19 protein-coding genes are annotated in these 21,477 nt (G+C 66.9%); all 19 read right to left on the bottom strand.

What is annotated here, in order from left to right; all coding sequences use genetic code 11:
• Positions 1-14: 14 nt before the first annotated feature.
• The 19 genes from ACFPOE_RS23095 to ACFPOE_RS23005 all read right to left on the bottom strand — a co-directional run bounded on the left by ACFPOE_RS23095 (position 15) and on the right by ACFPOE_RS23005 (position 21,473).
• Positions 15-770: an ABC transporter permease gene (locus ACFPOE_RS23095; protein ID WP_376852699.1), complete on the bottom strand. Its 756-nt coding sequence runs from the start codon at positions 768-770 to the stop codon at positions 15-17.
• Entirely contained in the window at positions 767-1,717 is a 951-nt protein-coding gene (locus ACFPOE_RS23090; protein WP_376852698.1) for an ABC transporter ATP-binding protein, read from the bottom strand. Before ACFPOE_RS23090 ends, ACFPOE_RS23095 begins: the two co-directional genes overlap by 4 nt.
• Before the next feature lie 60 nt (positions 1,718-1,777).
• Positions 1,778-2,050: an STAS domain-containing protein gene (locus tag ACFPOE_RS23085; RefSeq protein WP_376852697.1), complete on the bottom strand. Its 273-nt coding sequence runs from the start codon at positions 2,048-2,050 to the stop codon at positions 1,778-1,780.
• A 9-nt stretch (positions 2,051-2,059) separates the two neighbouring features.
• Positions 2,060-2,692, bottom strand: coding sequence for an MlaC/ttg2D family ABC transporter substrate-binding protein (locus ACFPOE_RS23080; RefSeq protein ID WP_376852696.1), 633 nt, complete (start codon positions 2,690-2,692; stop codon positions 2,060-2,062).
• Positions 2,693-2,791: 99 nt separating this feature from the next.
• The gene (locus ACFPOE_RS23075) at positions 2,792-3,598 is read right to left on the bottom strand and encodes an MlaA family lipoprotein (RefSeq protein WP_376852695.1); all 807 of its coding nucleotides are present in this window, start codon (positions 3,596-3,598) and stop codon (positions 2,792-2,794) included.
• The gene (mlaD, locus tag ACFPOE_RS23070) at positions 3,595-4,089 is read right to left on the bottom strand and encodes an outer membrane lipid asymmetry maintenance protein MlaD (RefSeq protein ID WP_376852694.1); all 495 of its coding nucleotides are present in this window, start codon (positions 4,087-4,089) and stop codon (positions 3,595-3,597) included. Before mlaD ends, ACFPOE_RS23075 begins: the two co-directional genes overlap by 4 nt.
• A 24-nt stretch (positions 4,090-4,113) precedes the next feature.
• Positions 4,114-4,896 carry a lipid asymmetry maintenance ABC transporter permease subunit MlaE gene (gene mlaE / locus ACFPOE_RS23065; RefSeq protein WP_376852693.1) on the bottom strand — a complete coding sequence of 261 codons (783 nt, stop codon included), beginning with the start codon at positions 4,894-4,896 and terminating at the stop codon, positions 4,114-4,116.
• A complete protein-coding gene (locus tag ACFPOE_RS23060) occupies positions 4,893-5,708 on the bottom strand; it encodes an ABC transporter ATP-binding protein (protein ID WP_376852692.1) in 816 nt (271 codons plus the stop codon). The genes mlaE and ACFPOE_RS23060 overlap by 4 nt, the downstream gene beginning before the upstream one ends.
• An 88-nt stretch (positions 5,709-5,796) precedes the next feature.
• The gene (locus ACFPOE_RS23055; protein WP_376852691.1) at positions 5,797-7,263 is read right to left on the bottom strand and encodes a glutamate synthase subunit beta; all 1,467 of its coding nucleotides are present in this window, start codon (positions 7,261-7,263) and stop codon (positions 5,797-5,799) included.
• Between the two features lie 15 nt (positions 7,264-7,278).
• On the bottom strand, positions 7,279-12,009 hold the full coding sequence (locus tag ACFPOE_RS23050; protein ID WP_376852690.1) for a glutamate synthase-related protein: 4,731 nt from the start codon (positions 12,007-12,009) through the stop codon (positions 7,279-7,281).
• Between the two features lie 111 nt (positions 12,010-12,120).
• The gene (locus tag ACFPOE_RS23045; protein WP_376852689.1) at positions 12,121-12,840 is read right to left on the bottom strand and encodes a transposase; all 720 of its coding nucleotides are present in this window, start codon (positions 12,838-12,840) and stop codon (positions 12,121-12,123) included.
• A 30-nt stretch (positions 12,841-12,870) separates the two neighbouring features.
• A complete protein-coding gene (locus tag ACFPOE_RS23040; RefSeq protein WP_376852688.1) occupies positions 12,871-13,734 on the bottom strand; it encodes a class I SAM-dependent methyltransferase in 864 nt (287 codons plus the stop codon).
• Between the two features lie 11 nt (positions 13,735-13,745).
• On the bottom strand, positions 13,746-14,297 hold the full coding sequence (locus tag ACFPOE_RS23035; protein ID WP_376852687.1) for a DUF1415 domain-containing protein: 552 nt from the start codon (positions 14,295-14,297) through the stop codon (positions 13,746-13,748).
• Between the two features lie 4 nt (positions 14,298-14,301).
• Positions 14,302-14,949, bottom strand: a complete 648-nt coding sequence (locus ACFPOE_RS23030; RefSeq protein WP_376852686.1) for a hypothetical protein — start codon at positions 14,947-14,949, stop codon at positions 14,302-14,304.
• Between the two features lie 35 nt (positions 14,950-14,984).
• Complete coding sequence (locus ACFPOE_RS23025) at positions 14,985-16,214, bottom strand: MFS transporter (protein ID WP_376852685.1); 1,230 nt, start codon at positions 16,212-16,214, stop codon at positions 14,985-14,987.
• Between the two features lie 7 nt (positions 16,215-16,221).
• The gene (locus ACFPOE_RS23020; RefSeq protein ID WP_376852684.1) at positions 16,222-17,352 is read right to left on the bottom strand and encodes a deoxyguanosinetriphosphate triphosphohydrolase; all 1,131 of its coding nucleotides are present in this window, start codon (positions 17,350-17,352) and stop codon (positions 16,222-16,224) included.
• Between the two features lie 16 nt (positions 17,353-17,368).
• Positions 17,369-18,475 (bottom strand): 3-dehydroquinate synthase, encoded by a 1,107-nt coding sequence (aroB, locus tag ACFPOE_RS23015; protein ID WP_376852683.1) that lies wholly within the window; start codon positions 18,473-18,475, stop codon positions 17,369-17,371.
• A gap of 44 nt (positions 18,476-18,519) precedes the next feature.
• The gene (locus tag ACFPOE_RS23010; RefSeq protein WP_376852854.1) at positions 18,520-19,023 is read right to left on the bottom strand and encodes a shikimate kinase; all 504 of its coding nucleotides are present in this window, start codon (positions 19,021-19,023) and stop codon (positions 18,520-18,522) included.
• 44 nt (positions 19,024-19,067) lie between these two features.
• Positions 19,068-21,473 (bottom strand): hypothetical protein, encoded by a 2,406-nt coding sequence (locus ACFPOE_RS23005; protein ID WP_376852682.1) that lies wholly within the window; start codon positions 21,471-21,473, stop codon positions 19,068-19,070.
• Positions 21,474-21,477: the final 4 nt, after the last annotated feature.

Raw genomic sequence — 21,477 nt, 5'->3', positions numbered from 1 at the left:
GTCGGGATTCTCGGTCAGCTGCGGATCTTGTAGCCGATGCGCAGCAGGTGGACGGCGACGGCGCTCACCGCCAGCAGCGCGGAGCCGACGATCGCCAGGCTGAGCCAGGGCGTGACGTCGCTGACCCCGAAGAAGCCGTAGCGGAAGCCGTCGATCATGTAGAAGAACGGGTTGAGGTGGCTCACGTCCTGCCAGACCGGCGGCAGCGAGCGGATCGAATAGAACACGCCCGACAGGAAGGTCATCGGCATGATGATGAAGTTCTGGAACGCCGCCATGTGGTCGAACTTCTCGGCCCACAGGCCGGCGATCAGGCCAAGCGCGCCCAGCATGGCCGCTCCCATCAGCGCGAACACCAGGATCCACAGCGGGGCGGCGAAATCGGGCCGGGCGAAGAATGAGGTGACGGCGAACACACCCAGGCCGACGGCCAGGCCGCGCACCACCGACGAGCCGACGTAGGCGAAGAACCAGCCCCAGTGGGACAGCGGCGTGAGCAGCACGAACACCAGGTTGCCGGTGATCTTGCTCTGGATCAGCGACGACGAACTGTTGGCGAAGGCGTTCTGCAGGACGCTCATCATCACCAGGCCGGGAATCAGGAACGCGGTGTATTCGATGCGGTCGTAGACCTTGACGTGGTCCTGCAGCACGTGGCCGAAGATCAGCAGGTACAGCACGGCGGTCAGCACCGGCGCGCCAACCGTCTGGAAACCGACCTTCCAGAAACGCAGGACTTCCTTGTACAGCAGGGTGCGCCAGCCGGTCATGAGGGTGCCGCCTCCAGGCTCGGCGCCGCCACCGCCTTGCCGCCGCGGTCGGCCGACATCACGTCGATGAAGACGTCTTCGAGGTCGGCCTTGCGGATCTCGACGTCTTCCACCCGCAGGCCGGCCTGGCGGATCACCGCCAGGTAGCGTTCGATCTCGTGGGCGTCGTGCGCCGGCAGCTGCACGATGCGGCCGGTGACCCGGGCCTTGCCCTCGAATTCGGCCGGCAGCGGGCTGTCGATCTTGAAGCGCAGCACGTTGCTGGAGGCCGACTTGAGCAGCTCGCTGGTGCGTTCCAGCGCCACCACCCGGCCGGCCTTGAGCATCGCGATGCGGCTGCACAGCGCCTCGGCTTCTTCCAGGTAATGGGTCGTCAGCAGCACCGTGTGGCCCTGCTTGTTCAACTTCGCGATGAACTGCCACAGCGTCTGGCGCAGTTCCACGTCGACGCCCGCGGTCGGCTCGTCGAGCACGATCACGGGCGGCTTGTGCACGAGCGCCTGCGCCACCAGCACCCGGCGCTTCATGCCGCCGGACAGCTGGCGCATGTTGGACGAGGCCTTGTCGGCCAGCCCCAGGCTTTCCAGCAGTTCGTCGATCCAGGCGTCGTTGTTCTTGACGCCGAAGTAGCCCGACTGGATGCGCAGCGCCTCGCGCACTGTGAAGAAGGGATCGAACACCAGTTCCTGCGGCACCACGCCCAGCTTGCGGCGCGCCTGGCGGTAATCTGACTGCACATCGCTGCCCAGCACCATGGCCTTGCCCGAGGTCGGGCGGGCCAGGCCGGCCAGGATGCTGATCAGGGTGGTCTTGCCGGCGCCGTTGGGGCCCAGCAGCCCGAAGAATTCGCCCTGCTGGATGTCGAAGCTCACGCCGTCGAGCGCCTGGAGCGGGCCGCGAGGGGAAGCAAAGGTCTTGGAGACGGACTGGAAGGAGATCGCGGGCATCGGAGCCCGCGATTTTACGTTGCCGGCCCTGCGCCTGCCCTGGCGGGCGGGCAAGGCCCTTCAGGTGGCCGCGGGCAGCAGTTCGGCGACGCCGTACAGGCCGGCGAGCACCCGCAGCCGGGGCGGCAGCCCCTTGACGGCCAGGCTCTTGCCCAGCGCGAGCGCCTCGCGCCGGCAATCGAGCAGCACGGCCAGCGCGGATGAATCGAAGCGAGCCAGCGCCGACGCGTCGGCCACGATCACGGCCGCCGGGTCAGTGCGCATGCCCTGTTCGAGCATCCGGCAGCAAGCGGCGGCATGCTCGTGGGTCAGTTCGGCGGGCAGCACCAGCACGCGCGGACCTCAGCTCTTCTTGGCGGCGTTGGAGCGGTTGCGCTCGGCCAGGGTGGCGATCAGGCCATCCACGCCCTTGGCGTTGATCTCCTGCGCGAACTGGCTGCGGTAGGTTTCCACCAGCCACACGCCCAGCACGTTCAGGTTGTAGATCTTCCAGCCCGAAGGCGCCTTCTCCATGCGGTAGTCGAGCTGGATCGGATCGCCCCGGCCGCGCACTTCGGAGCGAACCACGACGTCGGTATCCGTGGGCGCGGCGCGCAGCGGCTTGACGGTGATCACCTGGTCGTTCACCTGGTCGAGCGCGCCGGAATAGGTGCGAATCAGCAGCGTCTTGAACTCCTCCTGCAGCCGCTTCTGCTGGTCCGGCGAGGCCTGGCGCCAGGCCGGCCCGACGGCGGCGGCCGTCATGCGCTGGAAGTTCACGTTCGGCATGATCTTGCTGTCCACCAGCGCCATGATCTTGGCCATGTCACCGGTCTGCACGCCCTTGTCGGCCTTGATCGAGGCCATCACCTCGTCGGACAGACGCTTGATCATCGCGTCGGGGCTCTCGTCGCCAGCATGGGCCAGCGGCGCCAGCCCAAAGGCAGCAACCGTCAGCACGGTCGCTGCGAGGTGGGCGAATAAACGTCGTTTCATCGATTTCTTTCGTTGCGGCGAGCCGCGTAATCCTGTTGGAACTGTGAGGCCGCCCCGGGTTCCGGGGCGGACCAGCCGTTTGAAACAGGCTGCAACCCTTTAACGCGCCGGGGCCGATGCCGGTTGTCCGGGTAGCGGAGCCGCCGGAGGCTCGACCGCGCCGTCCGAAGGCGCATCGACCGAGCCGTCGGCCGGCATTTCGCGGTCGAAGATGTCGGCCCTGCGCTTTTGCAGGTAGGTGTCGCGGATGAAGGTGTACTTGTCCAGCGCCGCTTCTTCCAGCACTGCGCCGACCCGCAGCGAATTGGAGCGCTTGTCCACGGTACGCAGCGCACCCAGCACGAAGCGGTCCTGGCTCGGCTTGACGTAGTAGACCGGGTCGGCCGTCCAGTCGATGGGCAGAGCCAGCGTGTCACGCATCGTTGACGGTCCCAGCAGCGGCAGCATGATGTACGGCCCGGCCGGCACGCCCCAGCGGCCCAGCGTCTGGCCGAAGTCCTCGCGGTGCCGTTCGATGTTCATGTCGCTGGCGATGTCCAGGATGCCGCCCAGCCCGAAGAAGGTGTTGACGTTCAGCCGCATGAAGTTCTCGGCGGCGTTGCGGAACTTGAACTGCAGGGCGCTGTTGATGAAGGACCAGCCGTCGCTGAGGTTGCCGAAGAAGTTGCTGACGCCGGTGCGCACCAGCGGCGGGACCTGGGCCCGGTAGACCGTGGCCACCGGCTTGAGCACCATGGCATCGACGCCCTCGTTGAACTGCAGCGCCTTGCGGTTGAACGGCTCGAACGGGTCGCGGGGATTGGTCGGTTTGGTGGCGCAGCCGGCCAGCGCCAGCACCAGGCCGGCGGCGAGGATCCATGTGGCAAAGCGCGTCAGGGGGGTACCCGGGTTTCTCGTGATGTTCATTTTTTCGGAGCCGTCGCTGCGGCGTTGCTGTTTCCACCCTCGGCTGCCTTGCTGAACAGGAACTGGCTGATCAGGTTTTCAAGGACCACCGCCGATTGCGTTGTCGAAATGGTATCGCCCGCCGCCAAGACCTTCTCGTCGGCGCCGGCTTCGATTCCGATGTACTGCTCGCCCAGCAGGCCGCTGGTGAGGATCTTCAGGGAGCTGTCCTTGGGAAAGCTGTAGCGGCTTTCCAGCGCCAGCAGCACCCGGGCCTGGAACGACTTGTCGTCGAAGGTGATGGACTCTACCCGACCCACGACCACACCCGCGCTCTTGACCGCCGCCTTGGGCTTGAGGCCGCCGATGTTGTCGAATTTCGCCGTCACCTTGTAGGAGGACTGAAAGCTCAGCGACAGCAGGTTGGCGGACTGCAGCGCCAGGAACAGGATGGCGGCCGCGCCGATCATCACGAACAGGCCGACCCAGACATCGTTTTTGGAGCGTTCCATGAGGGGTACCTTGGGGAAATGTCTTCAGATGCTGAACATCAGCGTGGTGAGAATGAAGTCCAGCCCGAGCACGGTCAGCGAGGCGACGACCACCGTGCGGGTGGTGGCGCGCGAAACGCCCTCGGGCGTGGGATGGGCCTCGAATCCTTCGAGCAGGGCGATGAAGCTGACGGCGACGCCGAACACCAGGCTCTTGACCACGCCGTTGCCGACGTCCTTCCAGACGTCGACGCCGCCCTGCATCTGGCTCCAGAAGGCGCCGGGGTCGACGCCGATCAGCAGCACGCCGATGGCCCAGCCGCCGACGATGCCGACCGCGCTGAACACCGCAGCCAGCAGCGGCATCGCGATCACGCCGCCCCAGAAACGGGGCGCCAGGATCCGGCTGACCGGGTCGACGGCCATCATTTCCATTGCGCTCAACTGCTCGCCCGCCTTCATCAGGCCGATTTCGGCCGTCAGCGAGGTGCCGGCCCGACCCGCGAACAGCAGCGCGGTGATCACCGGGCCGAGTTCGCGCACCAGGCTGAGCGCCACCAGCAGCCCGAGTGCCTCGGACGAGCCGTAGCGCTGCAGCGTGTAGTAGCCCTGCAGGCCCAGCACGAAGCCGACGAACAGGCCGGAGACCGTGATGATGGCCAGCGAGTAGTTGCCCAGGAAATGCACCTGGTCGCGGATCAGGCCGAAGCGGCGGAAGCTGGGACCGGCCAGCGACACCAGCCGCAGGAACAGGCGCGCCCCGCGGCCCAGGTCGGACAGCTTGGAGCGCAGGGCGAAGCCGACGTCGGCCGGGTTGTACCAGCTCATTGCAGGCCTCCGCCGAAATCCTGCGCCACCGAGGGGCCCGGATAGTGGAAATGGACCGGCCCGTCGGGCTCGGCGTGCACGAACTGGTGGACCAGGGGGTCCACCGAGCCCTGGACTTCCTTGGGCGTCCCCTGGGCGGCGACCTTGCCGTTGGCCAGCACGATGACCTGGTCGGCGATCCTGAAGGTTTCCTCCAGGTCGTGCGAGACCACGATGCTGGTGATGCCCAGGGTGTCATTGAGCTGGCGGATCAGGCGCGCGGCCGTGCCCAGCGAAATCGGGTCCAGGCCGGCAAACGGCTCGTCGTACATCATCAGTTCCGGGTCCAGCGCCATCGCCCGCGCCAGCGCGACGCGCCGCGCCATGCCGCCGGAGACTTCGCTGGGCATCAGGTCGCGGGCGCCGCGCAGGCCGACGGCCTGCAGCTTCATCAGCACGATGTCGCGGATGAGGGCCTCAGGCAGGCTGGTGTGCTCGCGCAGCGGGAAGGCCACGTTGTCGAACACGCTCAGGTCGGTGAACAGCGCGCCGAACTGGAACAGCATGCCCATCCGGCGCCGGATGCCAAACAGGCCGTCGGCGTCCATCCTGCCCACATCCTTGCCGTCGAACAGCACCTGGCCCTGCTGGGCGCGCACCTGGCCGCCGACCAGCCGCAGCACGGTGGTCTTGCCGCCGCCGGACGCACCCATCAGCGCCGTGACCTTGCCGCGTGGAACGGTGAAGCTCACGTCCTGGAGGATGCGGCGCTCGCCATAGCCGAAACTGGCGTTCCTGCATTCGACGATATTGGGAGCGGGGGATTCGGTCATCCGGAATGGGAAGGCCGGGACCCAGCCCGGCCATCAATGGCACAGGCGGGCATCATAAGGGTTTGCACTGAGCGGCGCCGGGGCGCCCTCAGCGCGGCAGGTCCGAGTAGCCCATCAGGAACTCATCCACCGCCCGCGCCGCCTGGCGGCCTTCGCGGATCGCCCACACCACCAGGCTCTGGCCGCGGCGGATGTCGCCGGCCGCGAACACCTTCGGCACGTTGGTCGCGTAGCCGCCGGTGAACTCGGTCGTGGCCTTGGCGTTGCCGCGGCCGTCCTTGTCGACGCCGAAGCCGTCCAGGACGGTCGCCACCGGGCTGACGAAGCCCATCGCCAGCAGCACCAGATCGGCCTCCAGCAGCTGTTCGCTGCCGGCAACCTCGACCATCTTGCCGTCCTTCCACTCGACGCGGACCGTCTTCAGCCCGGTGACCTTGCCCTTGTCGCCGATGAATTCCTTGGTGGCGATGGCGAATTCGCGCTCGCATCCCTCTTCGTGGCTGGAACTGGTGCGCAGCTTGTACGGCCAGTAAGGCCAGGTAAGCGGCTTGTTCTCTTCTTCCGGCGGCTGCGGCATCAGCTCGAACTGGGTGACGCTGGCGGCGCCGTGGCGGTTGCTGGTGCCCACGCAGTCGGAGCCGGTGTCGCCGCCGCCGATCACGATCACCTTCTTGCCCTTGGCGCTGATCTGGCCCTTGACCTTGTCGCCGGCGTTGACCTTGTTCTGCTGCGGCAGGAACTCCATCGCGAAATGCACGCCGTCCAGGTCACGGCCTGGCACCGGCAGGTCGCGCGACTGTTCGGCGCCGCCGGTCAGGACCACCGCATCGAAGTCCTGCTGCAGCTGCTCGGGCGACATCGTCTCCTTGGCCCAGTTGGTCACCTTGCTGCCCTCGGGCAGCTTGCCGACCATCACGCCGGTGCGGAAGGTCACGCCCTCGGCCCCCATCTGGTCGACGCGGCGGTCGATATGGCTCTTCTCCATCTTGAAGTCGGGAATGCCATAGCGCAGCAGGCCGCCGATGCGGTCGTTCTTCTCGAACAGGGTGACGTCGTGGCCGGCGCGCGCCAGCTGCTGCGCCGCCGCCATGCCGGCCGGCCCGGAGCCCACCACCGCGACCTTCTTGCCGGTCCGGATCTTGGCCACCCGCGGATGGACCCAGCCGTGCTCCCAGGCGCGGTCGATGATGGCGTGCTCGATCGACTTGATGCCGACCGGCTCGTCGTTGAAGTTGAGCGTGCAGGCGGCTTCGCAGGGCGCCGGGCAGATGCGGCCGGTGAACTCCGGGAAATTGTTGGTCGAGTCCAGCACCACGAACGCGTTCTGCCAGTCCTGGCGGTACACCAGGTCGTTGAAGTCCGGAATGATGTTGTTGACCGGGCAGCCGCTGTTGCAGAACGGGATGCCGCAGTCCATGCAGCGGGCGCCCTGGAGCTTGGCCTGCGCGTCGTCCAGGCCGATGACGAATTCCTTGTAGTTCTTCAGGCGCTGGTCGACCGGTCGGTAGCCCTCCTCGACTCGTTCGAACTCCATGAAGCCGGTGACTTTTCCCATGATTCTTCCTAGTCCTTACTTCGCCGGGACGGCTGCTTCGTGCTTCATCGCCACGTGGGCGTTGGTGCCGGCGCTGGCGGCTTCCACCTCGCGCTCGTACATCTCGGCCAGCGCCCGCTTGTATTCGTTCGGGAACACCTTGACGAACTTCATGCGCGAGATCGCCCAGTGGTCCAGCAATTCGCGGGCGCGGCGGCTGCCGGTCCAGCGGTTGTGCTCCTCCAGCAGCTTGCGCAGCAGGGTCTCGTCGGTCTGGTCCTTGTGCAGACGCGACTTCACGCCGGCCTGCTGCTCGGCCGCCGTGCCGACCTTTTCCAGCGACACCATCGCGGTGTTGCAGCGGCTGGCGAACTGGCCGTCCTCGTCGTAGACGTAGGCGATGCCGCCGGACATGCCGGCCGCGAAGTTGCGCCCGGTCTTGCCCAGCACCAGCACCGTGCCGCCGGTCATGTACTCGCAGCCGTGGTCGCCGGTGCCTTCGACGACCGCCGTGGCGCCCGACAGCCGCACCGCGAAGCGCTCGCCGGCGACGCCGCTGAAGAAGGCTTCGCCGGTGGTTGCGCCATACAGCGCCGTGTTGCCGATGATGATGTTGTCCACCGCCGCGCCGCGGAAGTCGATGCTCGGACGCACCACGATCCGGCCGCCCGACAGGCCCTTGCCGGTGTAGTCGTTGGCGTCGCCGATCAGGTACAGCGTGATGCCCTTGGCCAGGAAGGCGCCGAACGACTGGCCGCCGGTGCCTTCCAGCTGGATGCGGATCGTGTCGTCCGGCAGGCCCTCGGGATGCACCTTGGTGAGCGCGCCCGACAGCATGGCGCCGACCGTGCGGTTGACGTTGCGCACCACCTCGATGAACTGCACCTTTTCGCCGCGCTCGATCGCCGGCCGCGACTTCTCGATCAGCACCCGGTCCAGGCTCTTGTGCAGGCCGTGATCCTGGTCCTCGACCTGGAAGCGCGCCACTTCGGCCGGCACGTTGGGCAGCGCGAACAGGCGGCTGAAGTCGAGTCCCCGCGCCTTCCAGTGCTCGATGCCCTTGCGGGTGTCGAGCAGGTCGGCCCGGCCGATCAGGTCGTCGAACTTGCGGATGCCCAGCTGCGCCATGATCTGGCGCACTTCCTCGGCGACATGGAAGAAGTAGTTGACGACGTGCTCGGGCCGGCCGGAGAACTTCTTGCGCAGCACCGGGTCCTGCGTGGCCACGCCCACCGGGCAGGTGTTCAGGTGGCACTTGCGCATCATGATGCAGCCCTCCACCACCAGCGGCGCGGTGGCGAAGCCGAATTCGTCGGCGCCCAGCAGTGCGCCGATGGCGACGTCGCGGCCGGTCTTCATCTGGCCGTCGGCCTGCACCCGGATGCGGCCGCGCAGGCGGTTCAGCACCAGCGTCTGCTGGGTTTCGGCCAGGCCGATCTCCCACGGGCTGCCGGCATGCTTGATCGACGACCACGGCGAGGCGCCGGTGCCGCCGTCATGGCCGGCGATCACCACGTGGTCGCTCTTGCACTTGGCGACCCCGGCGGCGATGGTGCCGACGCCCACTTCCGACACCAGCTTCACGCTGATGGAGGCATGGGGCGCGACGTTCTTCAGGTCGTGGATCAGCTGGGCCAAATCCTCGATCGAATAGATGTCGTGGTGCGGCGGCGGCGAAATCAGGCCGACCCCCGGCACCGAGTAGCGCAGCTTGCCGATGTACTTGGAGACCTTGCCGCCGGGCAGCTGGCCGCCCTCGCCCGGCTTGGCGCCCTGCGCCATCTTGATCTGGATCTGGTCGGCCGAGGTGAGGTATTCGGCGGTGACGCCGAACCGGCCGGACGCGACCTGCTTGATCTTGGAGCGCAGCGAATCGCCGGCCTGCAGCGGGATGTCGACCTCCACCACGTCCTTGCCGATGATCTGCGCCATGGTCTGGCCCTGGGTGATCGCAATGCCCTTGAGCTCCTGGCGGTAGCGGGCCGGGTCCTCTCCGCCCTCGCCGGTGTTGCTCTTGCCGCCGATGCGGTTCATGGCCACGGCCAGCGTGGCATGGGCTTCGGTGGAGATCGAGCCCAGCGACATCGCGCCGGTGGCGAAGCGCTTGACGATCTCCTTGGCCGGCTCGACCTCGTCCACCGGGATCGCCTTGGACGGGTCGATCCTGAATTCGAACAGCCCGCGCAGCGTCATGTGGCGACGGCTCTGGTCGTTGATCAACTGGGCGTATTCCTTGTACGTGTTCCAGTTGTTCGAGCGCGCGCTGTGCTGCAGCTTGGCGATCGCGTCCGGCGTCCACATGTGCTCTTCGCCGCGCGCGCGCCAGGCATATTCGCCGCCGGCGTCCAGCATGCTCTCGAGCACCGGGTCGTTGCCGAACGCGGCCTTGTGCATGCGGATCGCTTCCTGCGCGATCTCGAACACGCCGATCCCCTCGACGCGGCTGGCGGTGCCGGTGAAGTACTTCTCGATCGTCTCGCTGTTCAGGCCGATGGCCTCGAACAACTGGGCGCCGCAGTAGCTCATGTACGTCGACACGCCCATCTTGGACATGATCTTGGACAGGCCCTTGCCGATCGCCTTGACGTAGTTGTAGATGGCCTTGTCCGGGTTCAGGTCGCCCGGCAAGTCCTTGTGGATCGAGACCAGCGTCTCCATCGCGAGATAGGGGTGGACCGCCTCGGCGCCGTAGCCGGCCAGCACGCCGAAATGGTGCACCTCACGCGCGGTGCCCGTTTCGACCACCAGGCCCGCGGTGGTGCGCAGGCCCTCGCGCACCAGGTGCTGGTGGATCGACGACAGCGCCAACAGCGCGGGGATGGCGACCTGGGTCGGGCCGACCGCGCGGTCGCTGATGATCAGGATGTTCTTGCCGCTCTTGATCGCATCGACCGCTTCGGCGTTCAGCGACGCCAGCTTGGCTTCCACGCCCTCGTGGCTCCACGCCAGCGGATAGGTGATGTCCAGCGTGTAGCTGCGGAACTTGCCGTGGGTGTGCTTTTCCACGTCGCGCAGCTTGGCCATGTCGGCGAAGTCGAGGATCGGCTGGCTCACTTCCAGCCGCATCGGCGGGTTGACCTGGTTGATGTCCAGCAGGTTCGGCTTGGGGCCGATGAAGGACACCAGCGACATCACGATCGCTTCTCGGATCGGGTCGATCGGCGGATTCGTCACCTGCGCGAACAGCTGCTTGAAGTAGTTGTAGAGCGGCTTGTCCTTGTTGGACAGCACGGCCAGCGGGCTGTCGTTGCCCATCGAGCCGATGCCTTCTTCGCCGGCCTGCGCCATGGGCGACATCAGGAACTTGATGTCTTCCTGCGTGTAGCCGAAGGCCTGCTGGCGATCGAGCAGGTCGACGTCGCTCTCGGGCGCGCTGCCCGAGGTGTCCGACAGGTCGTCGAGCTTGATCCGCAGGTTCTCGATCCACTGCTTGTAGGGCTTGTTGTTGGCGAGGCTGGACTTGAGCTCCTCGTCGTCGATCATCCGGCCCTGCTCCAGGTCGATCAGGAACATCTTGCCGGGCTGCAGCCGCCACTTGCGCACGATCTTGTTTTCCGGCACCGGCAGCACGCCGGTTTCGGAGGCCATGATCACCAGGTCGTCGTCGGTGACGCAATAGCGCGACGGACGCAGGCCGTTGCGATCCAGCGTGGCGCCGATCTGGCGGCCGTCCGTGAAGACGATGGAGGCGGGGCCGTCCCACGGCTCCAGCATCGCGGCGTGGTATTCATAGAAGGCCCGGCGGCGCTCGTCCATCGTGGCGTGCTGTTCCCAGGGCTCGGGAATCATCATCATCACGGCCTGGCTGATCGGATAGCCGGCCATCGTCAGCAGTTCGAGGCAGTTGTCGAAGGTGGCGGTGTCCGACTGGTTGGCGAAGCTGATCGGATACAGCTTCTGCAGGTCCGCGCCCAGCACCGGCGAGGACATCACGCCTTCACGCGCCTTCATCCAGTTGTAGTTGCCCTTGACGGTGTTGATCTCGCCGTTGTGGGCGACGTAGCGATACGGGTGGGCCAGCGGCCACTCGGGGAAGGTGTTGGTGGAGAAGCGCTGATGCACCAGCCCCAGCGCCGAGACGCAGCGCGGGTCCTTCAGGTCCAGGTAGTAGGTGCCCACCTGGTCGGCCAGCAGCAGGCCCTTGTAGACCACGGTGCGGCTGGACATGCTGGGAACGTAGTATTCCTTGCTGTGCTTGAGCTTGAGCGCCTGGATGTGGGCGCTGGCGGTCTTGCGGATCACATACAGCTTGCGCTCCAGCGCGTCCTGCACGATCACGTCGTTGCCGCGGCCGATGAAGATCTGGCGCAGGATCGGCTCCTTCTTGCGCACGGCGGGCGACATCGGCATGTCCTTGTCCACGGGCACGTCGCGCCAGCCAAGCAGCACCTGGCCTTCGGCCCTGACGGCGCGTTCCAGCTCCTGCTCGCAGGCCAGGCGGGAGGCGTGTTCCTTGGGCAGGAACACCATGCCGACGCCGTATTCGCCGGGCGGCGGCAGCTCGACGCCCTGCTTGGCCATTTCCTCGCGATAAAGCGCATCCGGCAGCTGGATCAGGATGCCGGCACCGTCGCCCATCAGCTTGTCGGCGCCGACGGCGCCCCGATGGTCCAGGTTTTCCAGGATCTTCAGACCCTGCTGGACGATGCTGTGGCTTTTCTCGCCCTTGATGTGCGCTACGAAACCAACACCGCACGCGTCGTGCTCGTTGGCGCCCGAATACAGGCCGTGTTCTTGCAAATAGGTGATTTCGGCGGCCGTGGTCATGGCGCACTCCTGTTTTTCGGGGGAGGGCCAGCATACTGCAGCGCAGCATCAAAGCCAAGTCAAATAATCGGGGTCAGATTCCAATTACGTTGGCCCGTAATCCGTCTGAAGTTATTTGGGGACAGGAAGAACCCGGCCTGCTGCAGTCTTTTGCGGCGGCCGCCCCGCCTTCGCCTTGCTGACGCGCCGGGCGGTGCGCTTTTGCAGGTCCTGGACATAACTGGCCTCCCCCAGCGCCCACCCCTGCAAGGCCGAGTTGGTAAGCGCGTGCTGCTGTTGTTGGCTAATGCCTGCAACAACCATCTCGGCATACGCAGCTTCGCGGGCAAAGGGCGTGTTGCCGAGCGTCCAGTACAGGGGATGCGGTGTCACCAGCTTGTCGTCGCGCATCCCGGCGTAGTGGCGATGGCTTGACCACGGATAGTCGGCCGCCGATTGGGCGATTCCCGCCCGCACCGGATTTAGATCCAGGTAGACCATGCAGGCCAGCAGGTACCGGTCGGCCTCGATCAGCGTGGAGCGGTACCGTCCTTCCCACAACGTCCCGGTGCGCCCCTGGACCTGGTTGAAATGCCGGACATAGCGCCGCCCCACCGCCTGCATCAGCGAGGGAAGCCCGGTCGGCGTCGCCGGGGTGGCCAGCAGGTGGAAGTGATTGGTCATGAGCACGTAGGCGTGCAATTCGACCTCGAACTTGCGGGCGTTCTCCTCCAGCATCGCCAGCAGCGTTTCGTAGTCGGCGTCGTTGCCGAAGATCGGCTGCCGGTTGTTTCCGCGCTGGATCAGGTGGTGGGGATAGCCGGGAACGGTCAGTCTTGGAAGGCGCGCCATCCAGCCATGATAATTGGAGTCTGACCCCGATTAGAGGGGATAGCGCAGCGGCTCCAGCCCCTGAAGCCCGAATTCGGCCAGCAGGGCGCGCAGCCGGTCGGCCGCGGACTGCTTGCGCTGGCCGGTGCGCCGGGCCAGGATCAGCTCGTTCTTCATGCTGTGCTCCCAGCCGACCAGTTCGGTCACGGTCACCTGGTAGCCCATGGCCTCGAGGTACAGGCAGCGCAGGACGTTGGTGAGCTGGCTGCCCATCTCGCGCGTGTGCAGCGGATGGCGCCAGAGCTCGGCCAGCGGCGTCCGCGCAAGCGACAGCGCCTTGTTCTGGCGCAGGCAGCCGGCCAGTTCGGCCTGGCAGCAGGGCACCAGCACCATGAACCTGGCGTTCTTGCGCAGCCCGAAGGCGATGGCGTCGTCGGTGGCGGTGTCGCAGGCATGGAGCGCGGTGACGATGTCGATCTCCGCCGGCAGCAGAGCGTTGTCGGCGGCGTCGGCCGCGCTGATGTTGAGAAAGGACATCCGCTCGAAGCCGAGCCGGGCGGCCAGCTCGCGCGACTTGTCGACCAGCTCGCTGCGGGTCTCGATGCCGTAGATGTGGCCACCGGGACGGCTCTTGTAGAACAGGTCGTAGAGGATGAACCCCAGATACGACTTGCCTGCGCCATGATCGGCCAGCGTGGGGCCGGCTGCCGCCGGCACGTCCGACGCCAGCTCCAGCAGCAGCTTCTCGATGAACTGGTACAGGTGGTAGACCTGCTTGAGCTTGCGGCGCGAGTCCTGATTGAGCTTGCCGTCGCGCGTGAGGATGTGCAATTCCTTGAGCAGCTCCACCGACTGGCCCGGCCGGATGTCGGGATCGAGCTGGGCTGGGGCAGGTGCAGCCTTTTGCGAGTGCATCTTGGCCGCCTTCATCGTGCGGGCCCCACATCGAGCGCCGCCCAGCCCTCGGCGCCCAGCTTCCTGAGCGTTTCGAGGTTGGCGCCGTAGATCGCCTCGGCGTCCGGAAAGGCGCGCACCGCCTTGTCGATGCTGGCCTCGCGCAGCAAATGCAGGGTGGGATAGGGAGATCGGTTGCTGAAATTGGTCACGTCATCGTCGCTGCTGTCCGCGAAGCAGAAATGGGGATGGAAGCTGGCCAGCTGGATCACGCCCTCGAGGCCCTTCTTGCGGATCATGCGCTCGCCGCGCGCCACCACGTCGTTGAAATCGAGGAAAAGCTCCAGGCAATGCGGGACGATGAGCAGCGTCGTATCGCGCTCGCGCGCGTCGCGCGCCACCAGGCCGTCCAGCTCGCGTGCCAGGTCGTCCAATATTGAAGCCGGCGAGTCGGCCGCACTGACGGCGAAATGAACTTGCCCCCTGGCGTGCACGGCCTTGGCGAAGGGACACAGGTTCAGGCCGATGACGGCCCGCTCCAGCCACCTGCGGGTGGCGCCGATCACTGCGTCGTCGCCGGGCATCGCGTCAGGCAAAGCGGCTCGGCTGGCCACAGACCATCTTGGCCAGCTCGTCGAGCACCGGGGCATGGAGCTGCGCCGCCGGCCAGGTGGTGTTGGTCAGGCCGAAGCCGTTGAGGTTGGCCAGGCGGAAGGCCAGCATGGCGTTCTCATGGTCCGGCGTCACGCGGATATTGCCGCGCGACTGCGTGGTGTAGTCCAGGCGCACCAGTTGCAGCGTGTTCTTTTCCGGATGGCGGATCTCGTGCCGTTCGTGCTGCACCCAGCCGGCCGCCAGCCGCGCTTCCAGCCGCTGCAGGTCGGGCAGGAAGTTGGCCGAAACGCTGCCCGTGACGGGACGGCCGGCGCGCGGCACGATCTGCCAGGCCACGCCGATGTAGTCGATGACTTCGCGGTTGCGCAGCATCTTCTTGCGCGCATCGAGCTGGAAACCGGTCAGCTTCATCGCCGGCCAGGGGGTCTTGCCGTCCAGGCTCAGCTTGGGGCCGTCGGGCTCGATCACGTTGAGCGACTTCACCATCTGCTCGAGATAGAACATCACGGTGCTGCATGCCTGCTCGGTGGCCAGCGTGCTGGCGTCATGCTCGACCTGTTGCTGGTCTTGGTGGCTCTTGACGGCGTTGGCCTGGGTCTTGAGTTGGTCGAGGAAGCTCATGCGGTCCTCCTGGTTCGATAAGGCATCGCCTGATTCTAGGGGGCGCCTGCGGCCCCATGCGACACCACGGAAGACCGCAGGCGATGGCGCGCGGCCACTGCCAATGCCATTCCCGCCAGGGTGCAGCACCCGGTGACCAGCCAGGTCCACTGCCAGCCGCCGGCCCGGTGCGCCACCCAAGCGACCAGCGGCGGCCCGGCCACCTGGCCCGCGCAGGACCATTGCTGCATCCAGCCGACGGTGGTCGAGACGGCGTGCTCGCCGGGCGCCAGCCGCACCGCCGCCGAAAACAGGGTCCCGGGAATCATCCCGCCAAGCATCGAAAAGACCAGCACCGCCGCATAGCGCACAGCAACCGCCGCCGGCGCCGGCAGCCCCTGCACCAGGGGGCCGAAGGCGACCCAGGCGCCCAGACCCATTGCTGCATAGGCGGCCAGCAGCAGGCGGTCCGGCAGTGCGCCGCGCTGGAGCAGGCGTCCCGCGGCGACGTTGCCGACGATGTTGACGGCCGCCGCACCGGCGGTCGCGACGGCGGTCCAGCCGGCCGCCAGCCCGGCCTGCGCATAGATCGACGGCAGGAAGCCGATCACCGAGATCCATTGGGCCGAATAGACGGCGAAGCACCACGCCACCACCCACGGTCCACGCGACGTCAGCGTCTGGCGCAGCCGGGTCGACCAGCCGGCGGGCATGGAGGCGTGCCGCTCTTGCAGCCGGTCGGCCGGAACCCAGGCCCAGAGCGCCAGGGCCACGCCCAGGGTGATCGCCGCGAGCGTCAGCCAGAGCCCTTGCCAGCCGGCCAGGCCGATCGCCAACGGCCCGCACAGCAGCGCCAATGCCGTCCCCAGCGGCATGAACGCGCTCCACCGTCCCAGGGCCGCGCTGAGCCTGCCGGAAGGCACCAGCCGCCGGATCAGGCCCGGCCCCGGCATCGTCGCCAGCAGGAAACCCAGGCCCTCGACCGCGCGCAGCACGAGCAGCTGCGAAGGCTGGTCGGCGCCCGCGCCGAGCGCGCTCGCGCCAGCCAGCAGCAACAGCCCCGCCAGCATGGTGCGGCGCAGGCCCACGCCGTCCGCCAAGAGGCCGACCACGACGCCCAGCGCCATGCCGGCAAGCTGCACCAGCGACAGCAGGAAGCCCGCCTGCAGCAGGCTGACGTCGAGCGAGTCGCGCAGCACCGGCAGCGCCGCCGGCAGCTTGCCGACATGCAGCGCAGCGCAAACGCCGGCCGAAATCACCAGCCATTGGGGCTGGGGCCTGCTCATGCTGCGTTCATGCGAGCAGCCTGCTGCCGGTCAGGCGTTCGTGCTCGCGGCCGGCGAAGCGGTCCGTCATTCCCGCGATGTAGTCGGCGACCGCCCGCGGCGTGTCCGGGCGCGCGGCAAAGCCGGCCTGCATCTGGCCCGGGTCGGCGCAGTAGGCGTCGAACAGTTCGCGCACGACCCGTTTCGCCTGCACCGTGGTCTGGGTGACCTGCGGATGGCGATAGAGGTTGCGCATGAGGAAGGACTTGAGCGCGCCGGAGCGCTCGCGCATGGTGTCGCTGAACCGCACCAGCGCCTCGCTCGCGCGCACGTCGTCGGCGCTGGCCGGAGCGACGCGGGCGATCGCGGCGGCGGTCGCCTCGATCACGTCGTAGACCTGGGCACTGAGCATTCGGCGGATCGCTTCATACAGCAGGCGGCGCCCCTGCAGGCCCGGATGGTCGGCCAGCGACTCCCGCGCATGCTGCTGGAACAGCTCCACTTGTTCCAGCTGTTCCAGCGTGATCAGCCCCGAGCGCACGCCGTCGTCGATGTCATGGGCGTTGTAGGCGATTTCGTCCGCCAGGTTGCACAGCTGCGCTTCGAGCGAGGGCTGCCGGCGCTCCAGGAAGCGCCGGCCCACCCCGCCCGGCTCGGCCAGTTCGAGCCGCTGCGCATTGGCGCGCGAACAGTGCTTGAGGATGCCCTCGCGGGTTTCGAAGGTGAGGTTCAGGCCGTCGAAGGCGGGATAGCGCTCCTCCAGCCGGTCGACGACGCGCAGGCTCTGCAGGTTGTGCTCGAAGCCGCCGTGGGCCCGCATGCACTCGTCCAGCGCGTCCTGGCCGGCGTGGCCGAAGGGCGTGTGGCCCAGGTCATGGGCCAGGGCAATCGCCTCCACCAGGTCTTCGTCCAGCTGCAGCGAACGGGAGATCGAACGCCCGAGCTGGGCCACCTCGATCGAATGCGTCAGCCGGGTCCGGAACAGGTCGCCCTCGTGGTTGAGGAACACCTGGGTCTTGTAGACCAGCCGCCGGAATGCGGTCGAATGGACGATGCGGTCGCGGTCGCGCTGGAACTCGGTGCGCGTCGGCGCCGCCGGTTCAGGGTGGCGGCGGCCGCGCGATTGCCCCGGATCGCAGGCCCATGGCGCAAGGGTCACCGGCTTGCCTCGCGGGTTACTCGCAGCACTGCTCGATCACGTCGCGCACCAGTGCATCCGGTGCGCCCGTGACGCTCGCGTGCCCTGGCCGGTCGATCACCACGAACTTGATCTCGCCGGCCTGCGCCTTCTTGTCCACCCGCATCAGCTCGAGGTAGCGCTCGGCGCCCAGCCGCGGACCCTTCACCGGCAGACCTGCCTTGCGGATCAGGTCGTGCAGCCGTCGCACGAAAGCGGCGTCGACCCCACCCAGCCGCTGCGACAGCAACGCCGCCATCACCATGCCGCAGCCGACCGCCTCGCCGTGCAGCCATGCTCCATAACCCAGTCCGGCCTCGATCGCGTGGCCGAAGGTATGGCCGAAATTGAGGATCGCGCGCAGCCCGGATTCGCGTTCGTCCTGCCCGACCACCCATGCCTTGAGTTCGCAGCTGCGCACCACCGCGTGGGCCAGGGCCGCCGGGTCGCGCGCCATCAGCGCATCGATGTTGCCCTCGATCCACGCGAGGAATTCCATGTCCAGGATCGGGCCGTACTTGATCACTTCCGCCAGGCCGGCGCTCAGTTCCCGGGCCGGCAGCGTCTGCAGCGTGTCCAGGTCGCAGACCACCTGCTGCGGCTGGTAGAACGCGCCGATCATGTTCTTGCCCAGCGGATGGTTGATCGCCGTCTTGCCGCCGACGGAGGAATCGACCTGTGCCAGGAGCGTCGTCGGCACCTGGACGAACGGCACGCCGCGCATGTAGCTGGCGGCCGCGAATCCCGCCATATCCCCCACCACGCCGCCGCCAAGCGCGACGATCACCGTCTGGCGGTCGCAGGCGTGCCGGAGCAGCGCATCGAAGATGAGGTTGAGCGTCTGCCAGTCCTTGTGCTGCTCGCCGTCGGGCAGGACGACCGTGTGGACCTGGCGATAGCGGGTGCGCAGGACCTCGGCCATGCGGCCGCCGTAGAGCGGCCCGACCACGTCGTTGGTGACGATCAGGGCGCACGAGGCCTGCGGCAGGGCTGACCACGTCGCGGCCTGTCCCAGCAAGCCATTGCCCACGTCGATCGGATAGCTGCGCTCGCCAAGCTCGATGGCGACGCGCCGGACGGGTGCAGGAGCGGATACAGCGGACATGCCGCGAGTTTAAGTCGGCACGGGGGCCGGCCTTGCCAGTGGGCCTACTTGGGCGTCACCAACCCGGCCAGTTCCAGCTGCATCAGGATCATGTTGACGAGGGTCGGCACCGAAGGACGCCCGGTCTCGACCACGAAATGCGCCGCCTCGCGATACAGCGGATCGCGCTCGGCCTGCAGGCTGCGCAGGCGCTCCATCGGGTCGTCGACCTGCAGCAGCGGCCGGCTCTTGTCGTGACGCGTCCGGCGGTACACCTCTTCGGGCGTGGAGCGCAGGTAGATCACCGTCGCGCCGGCGCGCAGGCGCTCGCGATTGGCCGAACGCAGGACGGCGCCGCCGCCGGTGGCGACCACGCCCGGCGGCGAGTCCATCAGCTCGTCGAGCACAGCCTGCTCGATGTCGCGGAAGGCGGGCTCGCCCTCGCGCTCGAAAAAGGAACGGATCGAGCAGCCGATGCGCTGCTCGATCACGTGGTCCGAATCGGTGAAGGGCAACCCGAGCCGCCGGGCCAGCTGGCGCCCGACGGTGGATTTTCCGGAGCCCGGCAGGCCGACAAGCGCCAGGCGCCTGGGGCCGCCTGGCTGCTGGGGCGTCAGTTCGCCGTCGTGCAGTTGTTGACTCCGTAGGCCGGCGTCAGGAACGAGCCATTGGTCACATCCGCCGCCAGAACATCCGTGACGAACGGTCTTTCGGCCATGCCTTGCGATCCCGCCACATTTGCAGTGACTCGCACCTTGTAGGCCAGCCAACCGCCGTAACGCTGCGAGTACTGGACCCTGATGATCAAGATGCCGCTTGCATTGGTCGTGGTCACTGTCGGATCGTCATAACTGATGATCATGTCGCTGCGACGAGGCTGCAGTGTTGGTTGACCATTTGCGTCCACGCTGTTGTCCCGGTTTTCGCTGGGATCCACCACCCCATTGCGATTCGTATCCTCGTTTTGGCACCAGTAGAAGACCGTGGCGGTACCGGAGGCTGCGATCGTCGCGTCAGCCGTCAGGGATGTGGGCACCGTCGACAAGGTTCCCCTGCCCCAGGTTTGGGACTTTCCATAATGGGTCAAGTCCAGCGAGATATCGACAGGAGCATTGGCAACGGCTCTGCCAGCCGAGTCGGCCACCGTGATGGCAAACTTCTTGATGTAGGTCCCGTTCGATGGCGTCAGCAAATTGTCGTCGCCGATCGACACCGCCAGCGCGGCGCCGGCTACCGTCAGCGTCGCCTTTACGGAGTTGGCAGCAGGACATGGCAACGGAGGCACCGGGTCCGTGAAGTTGTAGCAGGCTTGAATCGTTACTCCGTTCGTCGGGCTGGAGTTCTGGCCGGCAATGTACTGCGCGGTGACCACGCCCGAGTTGTCGGTCACCAGGGTCTGGGTGCCGCTGGTGATCGACGACCCTACGGCGGCGATGCCGGTGGTCAGGTCGTCAAAGCGGACGCGGACATTCGTGACCGGATTGCCCGAGCCATCCACGAACAGGAAGCGCAGCGTCGAGCGGTTGGCGGTCGAGCCGACGGCGTTGACCTGCAACACGTTCGGCGAAGCCGACAGTGATGGCACGACCCCGGCCGGAATCACGGCGTCCGGAATGACGCCTGCGGTCACGACCTGGACCTGGACGCTGGCAGCCGTCACGCCGCTGCCAGCGGCACCGATCGTGAAGGTGCCGGTCGTGCCGGGCGCGGTGAAGCTGAACTTGGCCTGGCCGCTGAAGTCCGTGACCGCAGTCAATCCGGAAACGCCCGGCAGCGAACCGCTCAACGTGATCGTGGTGCCGGCAACCGGGTTGAGCGACGAGTCCTGCAGCACTGTCGAGATCGTCCCAGCCTGGCCGGGCGCCAGCGTACTGGGCTGGGCCTGCACGGTGAGCTTGCTGCCGATCACCTGGACCGACGTGCGCCGCACGATACCGTTGATTGTCACCGACAGGGTAATCACGCGGTTCGACTTGTCGGCGCCGATCGACACGTTGCCCGTGTACGTTCCCTGCGCATTGGTGGTGTTTCCACCGGTCGGAATGAACACGCTGTTCTGGTCCGTCGTTACCGCGACAGCGGCGCCGGAGACGACGTTGCGGTTCACGTCCAGGGCAATGACCGTCAACTGCGCCTTGTCCGAGCCGCTGTTGTTGATGGTGGACTTGTCCAGGAACAGCACCATGTCGGCGACCGGGATCACCGGGGTCGTGGTGGTGGTCGTGCCACCGGGCGTCGAGGGCGTCGTCGGCACCACAGGGAAGGTGACATCGAGGGTCGTCGTCTTGACGATCCCGTTGACCGTCACCGTGATCGGGATGGTGCGCAAGGTCTTGTCGGAACCGGCCGAGATCGTTCCGGTGAAGATGCCCGATGCGTTGGTGACGTTGGTCCCGTTGGGCGTGAAGATCGCGTTAGCTCCGGCTGCGACGGAAACGGTTGCGCCGGCCACGACGTTGCGATTGGAATCCACCGCCACGACCGTCAGGACCGCGGTATCGGTCCCGGTATTGGCGATCGAAGTCTTGTCGGTCAGCAGGGCGAAGTCCGCCACTGCATTGGCCGTGTTGCCGGGCCCGGAGATATCCGCGACCTGCACGGTCGTCTGCCGGCTGATGCCGTTGGCGATGGCCGTGATCGTGATCGTGCGATTGGTGCGGTCGGAACCGATCGTCAACGTGCCAGTGAAGGTGCCCGTTGCATCGGTTGTCGCGCCGGCCGCCGTGAAGATGCTGTTCTTGTCGGCCGATACGGTGACGGTTGCGCCGGTCACCGCATTCCGGTTGGCGTTGACCGCAACCACCGTGACGGTGACCTTGTCCGTTCCTGAATTCGACATCGCCGACTTGTCGGTATAAATCGCAAGGTCTGCGACCGAGGCGGTCGCGACGGCCGTCGGATCGGTGGGCGTGACGCCCCCGCCGGTCGAAGTCGCGCCCGGACTTCCTCCCCCGCCGCCGCAGGCGGTCAGGAAGGCAGCGACCAGTAATGCCGCCCATGGTTTCAGGTAACGAGTCATGAAT

This window comes from Caenimonas terrae (assembly GCF_042655405.1).
Taxonomy (GTDB): domain Bacteria; phylum Pseudomonadota; class Gammaproteobacteria; order Burkholderiales; family Burkholderiaceae_C; genus Ramlibacter; species Ramlibacter terrae_A.
This window is presented reverse-complemented; position numbering and strand designations above follow the sequence as displayed.

Bases quoted from the DNA above. Each gene is read 5' to 3' on its own strand.
- ACFPOE_RS23090 (WP_376852698.1), bottom strand. From the start codon at position 1,717: ATGCCCGCGATCTCCTTCCAGTCCGTCTCCAAGACCTTTGCTTCCCCT.
- ACFPOE_RS23060 (WP_376852692.1), bottom strand. From the start codon at position 5,708: ATGACCGAATCCCCCGCTCCCAATATCGTCGAATGCAGGAACGCCAGT.
- mlaD (WP_376852694.1), bottom strand. From the start codon at position 4,089: ATGGAACGCTCCAAAAACGATGTCTGGGTCGGCCTGTTCGTGATGATC.
- ACFPOE_RS23075 (WP_376852695.1), bottom strand. From the start codon at position 3,598: ATGAACATCACGAGAAACCCGGGTACCCCCCTGACGCGCTTTGCCACA.
- ACFPOE_RS23025 (WP_376852685.1), bottom strand. From the start codon at position 16,214: ATGAGCAGGCCCCAGCCCCAATGGCTGGTGATTTCGGCCGGCGTTTGC.
- ACFPOE_RS23040 (WP_376852688.1), bottom strand. From the start codon at position 13,734: ATGCACTCGCAAAAGGCTGCACCTGCCCCAGCCCAGCTCGATCCCGAC.
- ACFPOE_RS23005 (WP_376852682.1), bottom strand. From the start codon at position 21,473: ATGACTCGTTACCTGAAACCATGGGCGGCATTACTGGTCGCTGCCTTC.
- ACFPOE_RS23055 (WP_376852691.1), bottom strand. From the start codon at position 7,263: ATGGGAAAAGTCACCGGCTTCATGGAGTTCGAACGAGTCGAGGAGGGC.
- ACFPOE_RS23030 (WP_376852686.1), bottom strand. From the start codon at position 14,949: ATGAGCTTCCTCGACCAACTCAAGACCCAGGCCAACGCCGTCAAGAGC.
- mlaE (WP_376852693.1), bottom strand. From the start codon at position 4,896: ATGAGCTGGTACAACCCGGCCGACGTCGGCTTCGCCCTGCGCTCCAAG.
- aroB (WP_376852683.1), bottom strand. From the start codon at position 18,475: ATGTCCGCTGTATCCGCTCCTGCACCCGTCCGGCGCGTCGCCATCGAG.
- ACFPOE_RS23035 (WP_376852687.1), bottom strand. From the start codon at position 14,297: ATGCCCGGCGACGACGCAGTGATCGGCGCCACCCGCAGGTGGCTGGAG.
- ACFPOE_RS23080 (WP_376852696.1), bottom strand. From the start codon at position 2,692: ATGAAACGACGTTTATTCGCCCACCTCGCAGCGACCGTGCTGACGGTT.
- ACFPOE_RS23050 (WP_376852690.1), bottom strand. From the start codon at position 12,009: ATGACCACGGCCGCCGAAATCACCTATTTGCAAGAACACGGCCTGTAT.
- ACFPOE_RS23045 (WP_376852689.1), bottom strand. From the start codon at position 12,840: ATGGCGCGCCTTCCAAGACTGACCGTTCCCGGCTATCCCCACCACCTG.
- ACFPOE_RS23095 (WP_376852699.1), bottom strand. From the start codon at position 770: ATGACCGGCTGGCGCACCCTGCTGTACAAGGAAGTCCTGCGTTTCTGG.